A 14,739-nucleotide genomic window follows, 5' to 3' on the forward strand; every position below is an offset into this window, starting at 1 on the left:
GCCCGCCACGGCACGGACGGGTCGATCGTCGATCCCGGCCGCGCGTACATGTGCAGGTTGCCGGGGCATTCGGTGTCGTAGCCGAAGGAGTGCGGGAGGATCATGTTCCCGGTCTTGCGTTCGGCGGTGTGGCGCAGGTGGTCGATGAGGCCCCTGATCCCGCGCAGCATGGCCTCGCTCGCGACGTCCTGGGAGCGGATCATGCCTACGATCGAGTAGAAGCCCTCGTTGCGACCCACGTCCTCGATGTAGCCGGCGGCGTTCCCCTCGCCGCGTTCCTTTCCGCGTCCCTCGTAAATGTGGCCGTGCGGGCAGACGAGGTAGTTGTAGGCGATGTCTCCTTCGAATTCGCCGCCGGTCTTGTGTTTCACGTAGACCTCGGCGACCGCCTCGCGGCAGTCCTCCTCCGTCAGAAGGTTGCCGGTGCTGCCGGCGCCGAGGTAGTGCAGGAACACGCCCATGTGACCGGACCACAGCGGATTCTGACTGGGCACGGGATCAGCGGAGGCGTGTTGCCGCAGGTGCGAGGGGGCGTACTGTCCCCAGGTGGCACGCCGGTTGATGGTGATGGCCACGGTTCCTCGCTCCGGTCAGCAGGCGTAGTGCGGGTCGTGGATGTAGTCCGCGTCGTCGGTGAACCAGCGGTGGCCGCTGATCGCGTTGTCCGCCCAGCCGCCGTCGAGGAACCTCTCGTAGCCGAGGGACAGGTCGGCGTAGTAGCTGCCCGCCTCGATGCAGAACACCGACTGGTTCGTGCTCGGGTTCACGTCACGGCGCAGCGAGACTTCGCTGAAGAGGCCGGGGAACCCGTTGTTCCACAGTGAGGTGGCGCGGTCGTTGAAGTTGCCGCAGCTGTCGCCCCACCACTCGTCGTCGCGGTCCCACCGGCACCAGTCCCCCCTGAAGTTGGGCAGGTCGTAGGCGTAGAGGTAGCCGTCCGCCCCGTCGGCCGCGGCCAGTTTGCTGAGGTCGGCGCCGGGCCGTACCGGGGTCGGCGCGCCGGGCGCGGCACCGGCCGCCGCCGGTGCGGACGGTCCGGTGTCCGAGGCGGCCATCGCGGGACCCGCGGTGGCGACCAGCCCGATCACGGCCGCCGTGGCCAGGATGCTCCGTACGTACTGCTTCATCTCGTGCCCTTCTTGTGGGTGTTGAGCCGCGACGATTCTTCGTCGCGGACGATCCGGTCCGCCTCCGGCAGCGCGGCGAGCCGCATCCGGCGGGCGTTGATCACGTCGGCGAGGTACTGCTCGCGCACCTGCGCGAGGTGTCGCTCCTCGACGTCCGTGGCGACCTCCGCGAGGCCTGAGCCGACGGCGCAGGCCGCCTCGGCGACGGCGTACTCGATCTCCTTGGCCTCGGGCGCCTCGTCGCCCAGCGCTGCCCGCAGCCGCTGCGGGGACTCATGCGGCAGTCCGCGCCCGGCCATGCAGTCCGACCAGCCCCGCAGCGCCTTCGTGAACGCGGGGTCCGCCTGGGCCCGGCTCATGGCCAGCGCCGTGACCCCGCGGTCCACGGCGTCCGCGCCGAACCAGGTGCGGAAGTCGCCGTACAGCTCGCCGCGCGCCTCGCTGGTGCAGCCGCGGGTGCTCCGCCCGGTCGTCATCCCGCCGGGGAGGGTGACCTCGACGGTGTCGACGCCGCCGCCCTGCCAGGCGCGCAGCGCCTCGGCGCGCCGCTCGGGCGTCAATGCCCGTAGGTGGTCACCTACGGGGTCGTCCGCGCGCAGACGCGCGGTCTCCTCCGGGGTGCGCACGCGGGCGCCGTAGCCGTGCTCGCGGGCCCAGACCAGGTCGGCCAGGACGAGCGCCATCGGTGGCGGCTCAGGGCCGGTGCGGACCGGCTCGGGTGCCGCCGGCAGGTCGAACCCGGCGCGGGTCATGCAGCGCCGCTCCAGGATCTCCTCGGCCCGGCGCAGGGTCGCAAGCTCCTCAGCGGTGGCCTGGCGCGGGAGCGCCGCGTCCGGCTCGGCGCGCGCGGCGGGCGCCCCCGGGTCGCCCGGTCCGCAGGCGGCGAGCGTTGCGGTCAGCAGCAGTGACAACACGGCGAATCTGCGCACCAGGTCTCCCCCACACCCGTACGTCTTCGGTCGCCTTCAGGGTGTCCGGGAGCCCGAACGCACCGCACGCACTTTCGGTCTCACCCGAAAAGCCCCGCCGCACAAGGCCGTTGTGAAAGAAGCGACGCAACTGCCGCGCCCGTGCGGCCCTCTTACTTCACAGCCAGTCGCCTCGGGGGGTTTTCGCCTGTGCTGAACATTCATTTCTCTTCCGATGACCTGGGCCGGGTCCGTCTCGCCACCGCACCGGACCCGTCCTGGGAGATGCTGCTGAGCCTGCACGCGCTCGGCGGCTCACCGGACCACATCGTGTTCGGGCCCTGGCGGGCCACGGCCCTGAACCCGCTCGATCCGTCGATCTCCCTGCTGCGCCGGCTCGCACCACCGCGCGGCTACTCACCCGACTTCCTGACACCGGGCGTGGGCACCAGCCTCGAGTCCGCCGTGGACGCCGTCATGAGCGTCGGCCGCACCCGGCTGCGCCACGAACTCGCCCTGCTGCCCGCCCGGCGCCACACCGATCCGTGGATGCGCGCGCTGGCCCTGGGCGAACCGGAGACGATGCGCCGGCTCGGCGGGGCCATGCGCCGCTACCACCAGCGGGTGCTCGCACGCCCGTGGCCCCGCATCCGCGCGGTGATCGACGGCGAACGGGCCCTGCGTGCGCGCGACCTGCTGGACGGCGGCGTCGAGCGGCTGCTGGGCAACATCCATCCGCTGGCCCGCTGGGAGCCGCCGGTGCTCAGGGTGGACTACCCGGTGCGCCAGGACCTCTTCCTCAACGGCCGCGGACTGCTGCTGATCCCCTCGTACTTCTGCTGGCGCCGCCCCATCACGCTGCGCGACGGGGAACTGGACCCGGTGCTGGTCTATCCTGCCAACCGCGGCCTCCAGCTCCTCACCGAGGACCGCGGCACCCCCCAACTGACCGCGCTCGCCCGCCTGCTGGGCCGCACCCGCGCGGCGGTCCTGGAGGAGATCGCGGCGTCCAACGGCACGACCGGCGGGGAGCTCGCCCGGCGGCTGGGCATCTCGGCCGCCTCGGCCAGCGAGCACGCCGCGACCATGCGGGACGCCAACCTGATCATCAGCCGCCGGGTGACGAACACCGTGTGGCACACCCTGTCCCCGCTCGGCCAGGCTCTGCTCGAAGGGCGCCGACCGGACGACGAGCCGCACGCCCCGGGCCGGGCCCGGATCGGCGCGCGGTCGGCGTGACCCGGCGGCGGCGTGCTCCCCGTCCAGACGGTTTCGTTTGGATCAGTCGGTCGTTGGTCCGGGTGTGCCGTTGACTGATGCGCGGCGAGTGCCAGCGGCGTTGTGAAAGCTCGGTCGGGGTCGTACTGCATTTCGTCGGCCGGAGGAGGCGAGGATGGGGAAGCACGTTCACGTCCGTATCAGGGACGGTCTGAGTGTGAGCGACGAAGGCGAATTGATTGAGCTGTCTCGTTGCCGCTGTGGTGCCACGTGGACCAGGACCTACCGGGTGGACGGAGCCCCCGAGTAGGGATGTTCCTCGCGAGCGAGGGCCACGATGGTGCCTCCGGCGAGTACGGTGCGGCGGCGGCCCTCGGAGAGGTGATGACCGACCTGGTAGGTCTCGTCCTTGGTGGTGTTGTGGAGCCGCAGATGTGGCTCGGCATCGGCGGCCAGGGCGCTGTGGAGGTTCTCCAGCCGTAGCTGGTCACCCGGGTCGATGCGGTCGTAGTCGCCCGGGTCGTCGAACTCCAGCGGCAGGATGCCGAAGTTGGTCAGGTTCTGCCAGTGGATGCGGGCGTAGGACTTGGCGACGACGGCGCGCAGCCCCAGGTGACGTGGGGTGATGGCGGCGTGCTCGCGGGAGGAGCCCTGACCGTAGTTCTCCCCGCCGATGACGAAGTGCGCGCCGGACCTGCCGTCGGTGGCCAGGGCGGCGGCGTGCCGGGGGTAGTCCGGGTCGATCCGGGTGAAGGTGAACTCGGCGAGCTTGGGGATGTTCGAGCGGTACGGCAGTGCCTTCGCCCCGGCCGGTGAGATCTCGTCGGTGGAGACGTTGTCTCCGCATTTGAGCAGGACGGGCCCCTCCAGCACGTCGGACAGCGGGTCGAAGTCGGGCAGGCCGGAGATGTTGGGTCCGCGTTCCAGCGTGATACGGGCGGCCTCCTCGGGCGGCAGCGGAGGCTCGAGCATCGCCCGGTTGACCGACGCGTGCTCCGGAAGGCGCAGCCGCGGGTACGGCACACCCTCCTTGGCCGCCCACGCGCGCGGGTCGGTGATCTCGCCCGTGAGGGCGGAGACGGCGGCGGTCTCCGGGGAGCAGAGCCAGACGGCGTCCTGCTCGGTGCCGGAGCGACCGGGGAAGTTGCGGGGGAAGGTGCGCAGGCTGTTGCGGCCCGGGGCCGGTGCCTGGCCCATGCCGATGCAGCCCAGGCAGCCGGCCTGATGGATGCGGGCACCTGCGGCGATGAGGTCGAAGGTGGAGCCCATCTTGGTGAGGTCGGCGAGGATCTCTCGGGAGGTGGGGTTGACGTCGAAGCTGACGGCGGGATGGGTCTGGTGTCCGGCGACGATCGCGGCGGCGACGGCGAAGTCGCGCAGCCCGGGGTTGGCGGAGGAGCCGATGACGGCCTGCCCGATGGGCTCGCCCGCGACCTCGCGCACCGGAACGACGTTTCCTGGCGAGGTGGGACGGGCGATGAGTGGTTCGAGCGAGGCGAGGTCGATCTTGTCGGTCAGGTCGTAGACGGCGTCCGGCTCGGCGGCGAGTTCGCGGAAGTCGGCCTCACGGTCCTCGGCGCACAGGAAGGTGCGCACTGCGGCATCGGAGGGGAAGACGGAGGCGGTCGCGCCCAACTCGGCGCCCATGTTGGCGATGACATGCCGGTCCATGGCGGTCAGCGCTGCCAGGCCCGGGCCGTGGTACTCGAGGATCCTGTTGACCGCGCCCTTCACGCCGTGCCGCCGCAGCAGCTCCAGCACTACGTCCTTGGCGCTCACCCACTCCGGCAGGTGGCCGGTCAGACGGATGCCCCAGATCTCTGGCATGGTCACGCGCAGGGGCCGTCCGGCCATGGCGAGAGCCACCTCAAGGCCGCCGGTGCCCATCGCGAGCATGCCGAGCGAACCCGCGGCGCAGGTGTGCGAGTCGGATCCGGCCAGTGTCTTGCCGGGTACGCCGAAGCGCTGCATGTGGGTGGGGTGGGAGACGCCGTTGCCGGGCTTGGAGTACCAGAGGCCGAAGCGACGGCATGCGGAGCGTAGGAAGGCGTGGTCCTCGGCATTGCGCTCGTCCGCCTGGAGGAGGTTGTGGTCGACGTACTGGACGCTGACCTCGGTACGCACCCGGTCCAGACCGAGAGCCTCCAGCTCCTGCATGACCAGCGTGCCGGTCGCGTCCTGGGTGAGCGTCTGGTCGATCCGCAACGCGATCTCACGGCCGGGTTCCATCCGGCCGTCGACGAGATGGTCGGCGATCAGCCGATGCGCCAGCGTGCCGTGGGAACGCGTCACAACACCAGACTGCGTCCTTCGCCCGACGGTCGGCAAGCCGCCGGTGCGCCGGCCGACCCGGCCGCGCGAGAAGCACCCTACGGAACCGCTGACCAAGGGCGAGATCGCCGGTCTGAAGGTCCTGCGGATCATCAACGAGCCGACCGCCGCCGCACTGGCGTACGGACTGGACGAGGAGAACGACCAGACAGTTCTCGTCTTCGACCTGGGCGGCGGCACCTTCGACGTGTCCCTGCTGGAGATCGGCGAGGGCGTCATCGAGGTCAAGACGACCAACGGCGACACCCACCTCGGCGGCGACGACTGGGACGAGCGGATCGTCGATCACCTGGTCAGGACGTTCAAGAACGACTACGGCGTCGACCTGTCCAAGGACAAGATGGCCGTGCAGCGGCTGCGCGAGGCCGCCGAGAAGGCCAAGATCGAGCTGTCCAGCTCGACGGAGACGACGCCGAGAACGACGACGACAAGCCGCAGGCGGGCCGACGATGCAAAGGGGCCGACCGCCGAACCCCGGCTACCGGCTCGGCCCCGGGCCGCCGCCGCTCAACGGGCCACCGGCTCCGAGGCAGGCGTCTCAGCTGAGCGCCGCTCCGATTCCTCCGGCACAGGGAGCGGCTGCCGCCAAGGCGTGGATGTGTCGGCCTTTGGTGCCAGCCGGTGGAGCCTTTGGGCCAGGGTCCCGGCTTCCCGATCGGTCCGCGCGGCGACGGCGAGAAGGCGGAACGGGGCGGACGGCCACAGTTCGACGCAGACCACGGGTCTGCCGGGCCGTACCGCCACGAAGTCCATGCCGGCCTGGTGGCTGCGCGTGCCGAGGCACAAGGTGCCAGGGATGCAGATGCCACGCTCGTGGAGTCCGCGCAGGGCACGCCACCAGTCCGGTTCGACCGTCACCCGGCGCACTGCTGCCAGCGGCACACGCACGACCCTGCGGCGCACGGCCGCCTTCTCCCACCAGGCCAGTCGTACGACCAGGTCGTCACCCTCGTCATGCATGCGTGCCATCGTTGTGCGCCTCCCTTCCATCTTCGCTCATGGGAGGCCTCAACGGAGCTGGTCGTAGCGCCCCAGGAAGCGGAAGGTGTTCCCCTTCGCCTGGAACAGGAAGTACAGAGCGTCCTGCTCCAGGGCTTTGCTGCCGTCGGTGGCGAAGCGGAGGGGCTTGGCGAGTCCCTGGTAGGTGACGCCGAACAGGCGCTGAGCCACGGCCCCCGGTTCGATGTCGGCCGTTCCGCCCAGTTTCTCCAGGGTGCGCGCTACCAGTCCCACCGCGTCGTATGCCTCCGGGGACCAGCGCCCGGGTGCCGTGCCGTACCGCGCGCGGTAGGCGGTCCGGAAGGTGCGGGACACGCTGCCGGGGTCGGTGAAGGGGGCGCCGAACACCCAGTCCTGGCCCGCGTTTCCGGCCTGCTGGAGGAAGGCCGGGCGCAGGATGTGCCAGGTGCCCACGCGCGGTCCGGTGAAGCCCGCGTCGGCCAGCGTGCGGGCGCAGCGCGCGGCGCGCTCGGGCGATGTGCCGCTGAAGACGACGGCCTGCGCCTTGGCGGCGAGGGCGGCGCGGACGGCGGGGGCGAAGTCGTCGCTGTCGGCGGCCACGGGGTGGACGCTGGTCGTGCCCTCGTTCGGCGGGAGCAGCGAGAGCTGATTGGTGAGGGCCGAGCCCGCCGTGCCCGCCGCCCTGTCGTCGATGACTGCGGTGCGGTCGACCCGTCGTACGGAGGTCAGATACGACGTCAGCGGCACAGCCAGGGATTTTTCGGGCCCCCGGGTGGCGCACCAGGTGCTGAAGTGCTGCTCCGCGCGCCCGAGTTCCTCACCGTCGTCGGAGATGAGCACCATGGCCGTGCGGGCGTCCTGGTAGAGCGGGGCGGCGGCGAGTGCCGCAGCGGGTGTGCCCAGGCCGAGCACCGCGGTCACCCCGGCCTCGGTGAAGCGCCGGGCCGCCTCTTTGGCGTGGGCCGCGTTGGCCCGGTCGTCGACGGTTTCGAGGGCGAGGCGGAACGTGATGTCCGTGCGCGCGTTGTGGTGCTCCACGGCGAGCCGCGCCCCGCGCTCCTGCGCAACACCGTCCGCCTTGTCCGTGCCGCTCAGGTCGGCCTGGAAGCCGAGGGTGTGCACGGGAAGAGCACCGCCGCTGCCCCCTCCCCCGGCCGCCAGATAGGCGGTGACCCCGCCGCCGGCGGCGAGCAGGGAGGCCGCCGCGCTGCCCATCAGCAGCACGCGCCGCCGGGTCGGCGGGCGGGCGTCCTGCGGGGGCGACGGCGCCGGGTCGGCGGCCGTCGGTTGCCGTGGGGAGCGGCGCGGGGTGGGCACGTCCAGGGCCCGCGCGGAGCGTTCGGCGACCACGCGCAGGACGGCGGGCGGAAGCCATCCCTCGGTGGTCTCCCGCGCGAGCGGTGCCCTGGGATCCCGGAGCGTGGCCGCGGCCTTCGCGGCCGTCGGCCGCTGGCCCGGCTCCTTGGCCAGGCACGCACCGATCAGCGCGCGCAACTCCCCCGGCACCTGCGCCAGGTCCGGCTCCTCGTGCACCGTGCGAAACAGGACACCCGCCGCGTTCCCGGTTCCGAACGGCCTCCGTCCCGAGGCCGCGTACGCCAGCACACAGCCCAGGGAGAAAACGTCGCTCGCCGGGCCCACCTCCCCCGCCCGGGCCTGTGCCTGCTCCGGCGCGAGGAAGCCGGGTGTGCCGACGACGGCGTCGGGCGCGGTGAGAGCGGTTGCGCCCGACGCGTAGGCAATGCCGAAGTCGATGAGGCGAGGGCCGTCGAGGGCGAGCAGGACATTGGCCGGCTTCACATCACGGTGCACAAGTCCCGCCGTGTGGACGGCGCTCAGCGCGTCGGCCAGCCGGGATCCCAGGGTCCGTACGGCGGTGACGGGCAGCGCGCCGAAGCCGTCGACCGCCTCGGCCAGCGACGGCCCGGGGACGAACTCCGTTGCCAGCCAGGGCTCCCGGGCCTCGGTGTCGGCGGCCACGACCGGCACCAGCCAGCGCCCGGTCAGTGCGCGGGCCGCCGTCACCTCACGCCGGAAACGGGTGCGGAAGGCCGGGTCCGCCGCGTGTTCGGCGCGGATCGTCTTGAGCGCGACGAGCGCACCGCCCGCCGTACGGGCGAGGTAGACGACGCCCATGCCGCCCGCGCCGAGCCGGGCCAGCAGCCGGTGCCCGCCGATGTCCTCGGGGTCGTCGGCAGTCAGGGGTTGCATCAGAGGTCGACCTTGCCCGCGTAGGAGTACCGGCCGCCCTTCACCTCGTAGCGGAAGATCTCATAACTGTTGAGCCACCACCCGTACTCCTCGTCGAACGCGTACGTCCGGACGAGTCCCTTGTACGCGCGCTTCGCCAGCAGGTCGTACAGCCTGTTCCGGGAGGGCCGGCCGCCGGCCTCGGTGAGTCGGGTGATGACCATGCGGGCCACGTCGTACGCCTCGGCCGCCCAGTACGCAGGTGCGGAGCCGTAGCGCTTTCGGTAGGCGGTGGCGAAGGCGCGGACGGGGGCGGCCGACGGGTCGATGTACGGGGCGAAGACCTGCCAGCCGTCGGCGGCGGTGCCCGCGGCGGTCAGGAAGTCCGGTCCGGCGGCCGGGTAGCCGAGCACGCGCAGGCCGTCGAAATCCGTCTGTGCCAGGGCGCGGGCGACGGCGGCGGCGCGGGCGGGAGTGCCCGTGTAGACGAAGCCGTCCGGCCGGCCCGCGGCCATCTCGGCGACCACCGCCGTGAGGTCCTCGGCCAGCCGCGGTACGACGCGCGGCTCGCCGGCGATCTTGAGGACGCCGAGGTTCTGGAACATCGTACGGCCGAGCTGCCAGGCCGGGATGCCGCCGTCGCGGTCGATCAGTACACCCACGCGCCGGGCGCCCTGGCTCTGGACGTGGAAGGCGGCCGTGGCGGGCAGGTTCGTGTAGCCGGGGACGGCCTGAAGGAAGTGGCGGGGCTCGGAAACGCCGTACACGGACTGCGCGGAGGAGGCCGTGAGCTGCGGGACGAGCTGTTCGTCGTAGCTGTCGAGGCTCGCCCCGGTGGTCTCGTCGCCGGTCGAGCCGATGACGGCGAGCAGGTCGCGGTCGGCGGCGAGGGTGCGGGCCACCTTGGCGGCGCGGGTGGCGTCGCCCCCGTCGTCGGCCGTCTTGAGGGTGAGGGTGAAGGGCTTGTCCTTGCGGGAGTTGAACTGCTCGACGGCCAGCCGTATCCCGCGTTCCTGGGCCTGTCCGACGGACTTCTGAGGGCCCGTCAGGTCGGCCTGGACGCCGAGGATCCAGCGGCGGGTGCCGGAGGAGGAGGTCGGCGCGGTGTCGTCGGCGCGCCGGGTGGCCCAAAGGGCGGCACCCCCGCCGGCGGCGAGCAGGGCCGCGCCGCCGCCGAGCAGGAGGAAACGGCGTCGGCTGCCGGGGCGGGGCGCGTCTGCGGGAACTTCCGTCGGCTGCTCGTCCGTTGTCGCGTCGAGGGCCGTCGCCTCGATGTCCGGGAGGGCGAGCATCGCGGCGGAGCGGTCCGCGATGAGTCGTACGACAGCGTCGGGCAGCCAGTCGGCGGTGTCGTGGGGCGTGTCCTCGACGAGCGTCTCGTCCACCTCACGTGCGGTGGGCCGGGCGGCCGGGTCCTTGGCGAGGCAGCGCTCCAGGAGTTGGCGCGTGTCGTCGGGGACACCGTCGAGGTCGGGCTCGTCGTGCACGGTGCGGTACAGGAGGGCGTCCACGGCACCCGTGCCGAAGGGCGGGCGCCCGGTGGCGGCGTAGGAGAGGAGACAGCCCAGGGCGAAGACATCACTGGCGGGCGAGGCAGGCTGCGCCCGGGCCTGCTCCGGGGCGAGGAAGCCGGGCGTGCCGACGACCATGTCGGCCGAGGTGAGTGCCGTCTCCTCGGTGGCGCGGGCGATACCGAAGTCGATGAGACGGGGACCGTCGACGTCGAGCAGCACATTGCCGGGCTTGACGTCGCGGTGCACAAGTCCCGCGTCGTGTACGGCGGTCAGGGCACGGGCGAGCATCCGGCCGAGGATGCGCACACCGCGCGGCGGCAGCGGACCGCAGGTGGCGACGGCCTCGGCGAGCGAGGGGCCGGGGACGAAGGCGGTGGCGAGCCAGGGTGCGGCCGCGTCCGGGTCGGCGCCGGTGACCGGCACGGCCCAGGGACTGTCCACGCGCCGGGCGGCGGCGACCTCACGCCGGAAGCGGGCGCGGAACTCGGGCTGGTCGGCGTACTCGGGCAGGATCACCTTGACGGCGGCCAGCTCCCCCGACTCGGCACGGCCGAGGTAGACGACGCCCATGCCGCCGGCGCCGAGCCGGGCGAGCAGACGGTGGCCGCCGATACGGGCCGGGTCGGAGGGGGTGAGCTTCTCGGTCATCAGCGGCCGTCCTTCGTACCCGCACCCGACTCCGACGGGTCCCGCTGGATCTCGGCTCTGAGGCGGGCGCGCATGCCGACGTGCGGATCCAGCAGCCGGTCGAACAGCTCTGCCCGGGACCAGCCCTTGGCTCCCTTGGCGGAGACGGCGAGGGTGAACTGGCCGATGCGGGTCTGTTCCCAGATGTACGGGTGGGGGCCGCCGGCTTCGGCGCTCGTGTACTTGCCGAGTTCGGTGAGGGCGTCATCGGCGTACCCGTTCCCGGAGTCGCCGAAGGCGCTCGGGACGTCGTTGAGGGACGTGATCAACTCGGCCGAGCGCAGCTGCTGTGTGGGGCAGCGCATCATCTCCTCCAGGACTTCGGCGTTCTCCCAGTCGGCCTGCTCGGGCGTGCGGTGCACCGTGACGACGGCGCTCAGGCGGAGCGGGCCCTTGCCGCCGCTCGCCGGTATCTCGTAGGAGCGGGTCAGCGTGGCGAGGACGTCCTTCGGGAGCGGCTGCTGCTGCCAGACACAGTCGTCGCCGAGGACCGGCCAGCGCCGTGGGTCGCTCTCGTACGGGGTGCGGCGGACGGCGGCGGGGCCGAACGCGGAGGGCTCCGGGTTGACCTTCCGGATCAGCGCGGCGGCCTGGGCCCTCGTCGTGGGCAGTTCGGCCGGATCGATGTCCACGACGGCAGTCGACGACGGGCTGGGAGTCCTCGTGGCACCGGCCTTCCCGGCAGGCGCCGATCCGGACGCCTCGCCTCCACCGGAGGTACAGCCGGCAAGTACTAAGCCGCACACCACGACGGCGCAGCCGAGGCGCCCCGCTTCCCTGATCACGACCACAAGCCCCCCTGGAATCACCAGCTCACCATGCGTCCGCCGTGATGCTAAGCGGTAACCGGCGTGAGATCACCACCGCTTGACGATCACGTGGCACAGCCGTACCTCACCTGTCACACACCCGGCACAGGCCCGGCGCCGCGCCCGAGGCGAGCCGGAGCAGCGGTGCCGGTGGGGCTGGGGATGCGTGCATGGTGCGGCGCGGCGTCGGGTACCCGGCGACGGCAGAGACGGACGCCGCCCACCGGCACCGGCCGGCCGGCGGTGGAGCCACACCGGAGGAGGTGCGGCGATGCCAGCCAGGTTGTTCGACCGGCAGGAAGTCCTGCGACTCGTCGAGCAGGACATGGCCCAGCTCGTCGAGGTGCTGCCGCGGGCGTCGTACGAGCAGGCCCATCTGCCCGGTGCCGTGCACATCGGGTTGCGCGAGCTCGACGAGGAGGCACCGAGGCAGCTGGATACGCGGCGGCCGGTCATCGTCTACTGCGCGGACCAGCTGTGCGACCTCAGCCCCCGGGCCGCCGCGCGGCTGCGGCAGCTCGGCTTCTCCCGGGTCTACGACTACATGCCCGGCAAGGCCGACTGGCTGGCCGCCGGGATGCCCACGGAGGGACAGGCGGTATCCGCGCCCCTGGCCGGGGACGTGGCCGACCGGAACGTGCCCCTGAGCACGGTCGACCAGCCGCTCGACGACGCCCTGGACATGCTCGACGAGACGGGGCACCGGTTCGCCGTGGTGGTCGACGACGAAGAGGTGATCGTCGGCCTTCTGTACCACGAGGACGCGGCGGCAGGCTCCGAGGGCCGGGTCGGGGACGCCATGCGGCCGGGCCCCACGACGGTCCGGGCCGACGCGCCGCTCGCCGCGCTGCTGGAACGGATGACACGGGCCGACGTCGCGGCCGTCCCGGTCACCGACCCCGAGGGGCGCCTGCTCGGCCTCCTGGAACGCGAACATCTCGAACAAGCTGTCGCACGCCTGCCGGAAACCGCCGAGGGGTGAGCCTGGACCGCCGAGGGGTGAGCCTGGACGCGTCACACGCCCACGGGCCATGTCTGTTCCTCCGGGCTCTCCGCGGCCACGGGGTGCAGGGGCGTGAGCGCCTGGGTGTGATCGAGGTAGCAGAAGGCGTCGTAGCGCTGGGCCAGGACCGTGGGGACGTAATTGCCGACGCGTTCGAACTGCGGCCGGTAGACCACGCCGATCGCGCGGTGACCGCGCTCTTCGTGGAACCACTCGCCCCGACCGGACGAGGGGGGCCGCTGGAGTTGCACATGGGGGAAGACGAACAGGGCACGCTCGCCGGGCAGCGCCCGGTGCAGCAGATCCTCCAGGCTGCCCGTGCGGGCTGGCGGCACTTCCATGGTCCTCGGTACGTCGCCCCACGCGTCCGCGGCGATCACGGTGCCGGAGTACGAACCGAACCCCAGCAGCACCACGCCCCTGCCCATATGGCGTTCCCGCACCAGCTGACCGACGTTGACCTCGCCGATGTCGGCCATGTCCGTGGCCCGGGCATCACCGATGTGGGTGTTGTGCTCCCACACCACTGCCTTGGCGTCAGGGCCGTGGTGTTCCATGAGCCGGTCCAGCGTGTCGGCCATGTGCTGGTCGCGGATGTTCCACGACTCGGGCCCGCTGTCGAGCATGGCGCGGTAGTACCGCTCGGCACCGGCCAGCACCTCGGCGTTCTGCCGAGCGGCGAACTCCGCGAGGGAGCCGTCCAGGTGGGCCATGTCCGCGGCCCGTCGCCGCAGTTCCGTGAGCAGCGACACGACCTGCGGCTCACAGCCCTCGGGCACGTAACGAGTGGCCAGCGCGTAGGACTGGGGATCCCGCGCGTACGGTTCGAAGCAGCGGTACGCCTCGAGGGCGGCGTCCACCCGGTCGGGGTCGTGCTCGCGCAGATGGGCGAGTACGGCGTGCAGCGACTCCCACATGCTGTAGACGTCCAGCCCGAAGAAGCCGACGCGTCGCTCCGGCGGCAGCCCTTCGTTGTGCCGGCGCAGCCATCGGGTGAAGGCGGCCACGTCGGTGTTGCCCCACATCCACGTCGGCCAGCGCTCGAAGCCGGCCAGTACCTCGCCGGGATCCTCGGGCGCGCCCGGCGCGGCAGTCACCGCGCAGTGCACGGCGAGGCAGTCCGGCCAGTCGCCCTCGACCGCGACGAAGGAGAAGCCCTTGTCCTCGATGAGTCGACGGGTCAGCACGTCACGCAGTCGGTAGTAGTCGGCGGTGCCGTGGGACGCCTCACCCAGCAGTACGTAGTGGGCGTCGCCGATGCGTTCCATCAGCGGGTCCAGCGACGCCGGATCGGTCAGCGGCAGGGCGCGGCTCCGGATGCGGGCCTGGTCGGTGTCGGGCACGGCATGCTCCCACTTCGACGGACGCCGCACCGGGTTCCCGTCGTGCCGCAGCCGGAAACCGTGTGCGAGGGCCGGGCCCAGGCCCATGGCACGCATCCCGAGGCTCCCGCCGGGTACGTCACCAGCGCCTCGGAGCGCTGAAGGACAAGGCTGGGAGTGACAGCAAAGGAGGGAAGACCATGGATCACGACACCTTCATCGGGCAGGTCCAGGCGCGCGCCCACCTCGACAGCCGGGGCAGTGCCGAGGTGGCCACCCGCGCCACTCTGGAGACCCTGGGCGAACGCATCCCCGCCTCCCTGGCGGACAACCTCGCAGCCCAGCTTCGGCGGGAGATCGGCGAGCACCTGCGGCGGGTCGCCACCGCACCGGACCAGCCGGCCACCGGTATCCGGATGGACTACGGCACCTTCATCGACCGTGTCGCCGAGCGCGCGGGCGCCGACAGGGCGAAGGCCACGCACGAGGCCCGCACCGTCATGGAACTCGTGGGCGAGGCCACCCAAGGTGTGACCGACAAGGTCCGCCAGTCGCTGGACGACGAACTCGCCCGGGTTCTCTTCGCAGGCAGCACCGGCGGCATCACCTGACACACGAGGAGGCGGCGGTCAGGCTTCGCCTTCGACGAGGGCATCCAGTCGGCGTCCGG

General features: G+C 72.0%; 11 protein-coding genes and 1 pseudogene. 4 read left to right on the forward strand and 8 right to left on the reverse strand.

The window, feature by feature from the left end; genetic code table 11:
* The 3 genes from SSP24_RS00050 to SSP24_RS00060 all read right to left on the reverse strand — a co-directional run.
* Nucleotides 1-494: peptidoglycan recognition protein family protein (locus SSP24_RS00050; RefSeq protein WP_174864552.1), on the reverse strand; the 494-nt coding region annotated here is incomplete at its 3' end.
* Nucleotides 495-590: 96 nt separating this feature from the next.
* Complete coding sequence (locus tag SSP24_RS00055) at nucleotides 591-1,127, reverse strand: peptidase inhibitor family I36 protein (RefSeq protein WP_141306446.1); 537 nt, start codon at nucleotides 1,125-1,127, stop codon at nucleotides 591-593.
* Nucleotides 1,124-2,056, reverse strand: a complete 933-nt coding sequence (locus SSP24_RS00060; RefSeq protein WP_141306447.1) for a hypothetical protein — start codon at nucleotides 2,054-2,056, stop codon at nucleotides 1,124-1,126. Before SSP24_RS00060 ends, SSP24_RS00055 begins: the two co-directional genes overlap by 4 nt.
* A gap of 189 nt (nucleotides 2,057-2,245) precedes the next feature.
* On the opposite strand from SSP24_RS00060, the gene SSP24_RS00065 reads away from it, so the two are divergent.
* Nucleotides 2,246-3,274 carry a MarR family transcriptional regulator gene (locus SSP24_RS00065; protein ID WP_141306448.1) on the forward strand — a complete coding sequence of 343 codons (1,029 nt, stop codon included), beginning with the start codon at nucleotides 2,246-2,248 and terminating at the stop codon, nucleotides 3,272-3,274.
* A gap of 261 nt (nucleotides 3,275-3,535) precedes the next feature.
* On the opposite strand, the gene SSP24_RS00070 is transcribed toward SSP24_RS00065, so the two are convergent.
* On the reverse strand, nucleotides 3,536-5,545 hold the full coding sequence (locus SSP24_RS00070) for an aconitate hydratase (RefSeq protein WP_229864825.1): 2,010 nt from the start codon (nucleotides 5,543-5,545) through the stop codon (nucleotides 3,536-3,538).
* 97 nt (nucleotides 5,546-5,642) lie between these two features.
* Between SSP24_RS00070 and SSP24_RS00075 the strand changes: the two are divergent.
* Nucleotides 5,643-5,996, forward strand: a pseudogene (locus SSP24_RS00075) (Hsp70 family protein); the annotation flags it as partial.
* A 596-nt stretch (nucleotides 5,997-6,592) separates the two neighbouring features.
* Here the strand turns inward: SSP24_RS00075 and SSP24_RS00085 are convergent.
* From SSP24_RS00085 to SSP24_RS00095, 3 genes are read right to left on the reverse strand one after another with little or no spacing between them, the layout of a single operon-like run.
* Entirely contained in the window at nucleotides 6,593-8,755 is a 2,163-nt protein-coding gene (locus tag SSP24_RS00085; RefSeq protein WP_141306450.1) for a bifunctional serine/threonine-protein kinase/ABC transporter substrate-binding protein, read from the reverse strand.
* A complete protein-coding gene (locus SSP24_RS00090; protein WP_141306451.1) occupies nucleotides 8,755-10,896 on the reverse strand; it encodes a bifunctional serine/threonine-protein kinase/ABC transporter substrate-binding protein in 2,142 nt (713 codons plus the stop codon). The genes SSP24_RS00085 and SSP24_RS00090 overlap by 1 nt, the downstream gene beginning before the upstream one ends.
* Nucleotides 10,896-11,567: a hypothetical protein gene (locus tag SSP24_RS00095; RefSeq protein WP_141306452.1), complete on the reverse strand. Its 672-nt coding sequence runs from the start codon at nucleotides 11,565-11,567 to the stop codon at nucleotides 10,896-10,898. The genes SSP24_RS00090 and SSP24_RS00095 overlap by 1 nt, the downstream gene beginning before the upstream one ends.
* A 448-nt stretch (nucleotides 11,568-12,015) precedes the next feature.
* Here SSP24_RS00095 and SSP24_RS00100 point away from each other — a divergent pair, with 448 nt between their 5' ends.
* On the forward strand, nucleotides 12,016-12,726 hold the full coding sequence (locus tag SSP24_RS00100) for a CBS domain-containing protein (RefSeq protein ID WP_141306453.1): 711 nt from the start codon (nucleotides 12,016-12,018) through the stop codon (nucleotides 12,724-12,726).
* Between the two features lie 32 nt (nucleotides 12,727-12,758).
* Here SSP24_RS00100 and SSP24_RS00105 read toward each other — a convergent pair whose 3' ends face one another.
* Complete coding sequence (locus tag SSP24_RS00105; RefSeq protein ID WP_229864824.1) at nucleotides 12,759-14,186, reverse strand: erythromycin esterase family protein; 1,428 nt, start codon at nucleotides 14,184-14,186, stop codon at nucleotides 12,759-12,761.
* A gap of 83 nt (nucleotides 14,187-14,269) precedes the next feature.
* Here SSP24_RS00105 and SSP24_RS00110 point away from each other — a divergent pair, with 83 nt between their 5' ends.
* Nucleotides 14,270-14,680: a DUF2267 domain-containing protein gene (locus tag SSP24_RS00110; RefSeq protein ID WP_141306454.1), complete on the forward strand. Its 411-nt coding sequence runs from the start codon at nucleotides 14,270-14,272 to the stop codon at nucleotides 14,678-14,680.
* Nucleotides 14,681-14,739: the final 59 nt, after the last annotated feature.

It is taken from the genome of Streptomyces spinoverrucosus, from assembly GCF_006539505.1.
Lineage (GTDB): Bacteria > Actinomycetota > Actinomycetes > Streptomycetales > Streptomycetaceae > Streptomyces > Streptomyces spinoverrucosus.

Bases quoted from the DNA above. Each gene is read 5' to 3' on its own strand.
- SSP24_RS00055 (WP_141306446.1), bottom strand. From the start codon at position 1,127: ATGAAGCAGTACGTACGGAGCATCCTGGCCACGGCGGCCGTGATCGGG.
- SSP24_RS00085 (WP_141306450.1), bottom strand. From the start codon at position 8,755: ATGCAACCCCTGACTGCCGACGACCCCGAGGACATCGGCGGGCACCGG.
- SSP24_RS00090 (WP_141306451.1), bottom strand. From the start codon at position 10,896: ATGACCGAGAAGCTCACCCCCTCCGACCCGGCCCGTATCGGCGGCCAC.
- SSP24_RS00100 (WP_141306453.1), top strand. From the start codon at position 12,016: ATGCCAGCCAGGTTGTTCGACCGGCAGGAAGTCCTGCGACTCGTCGAG.
- SSP24_RS00105 (WP_229864824.1), bottom strand. From the start codon at position 14,186: ATGCGTGCCATGGGCCTGGGCCCGGCCCTCGCACACGGTTTCCGGCTG.
- SSP24_RS00110 (WP_141306454.1), top strand. From the start codon at position 14,270: ATGGATCACGACACCTTCATCGGGCAGGTCCAGGCGCGCGCCCACCTC.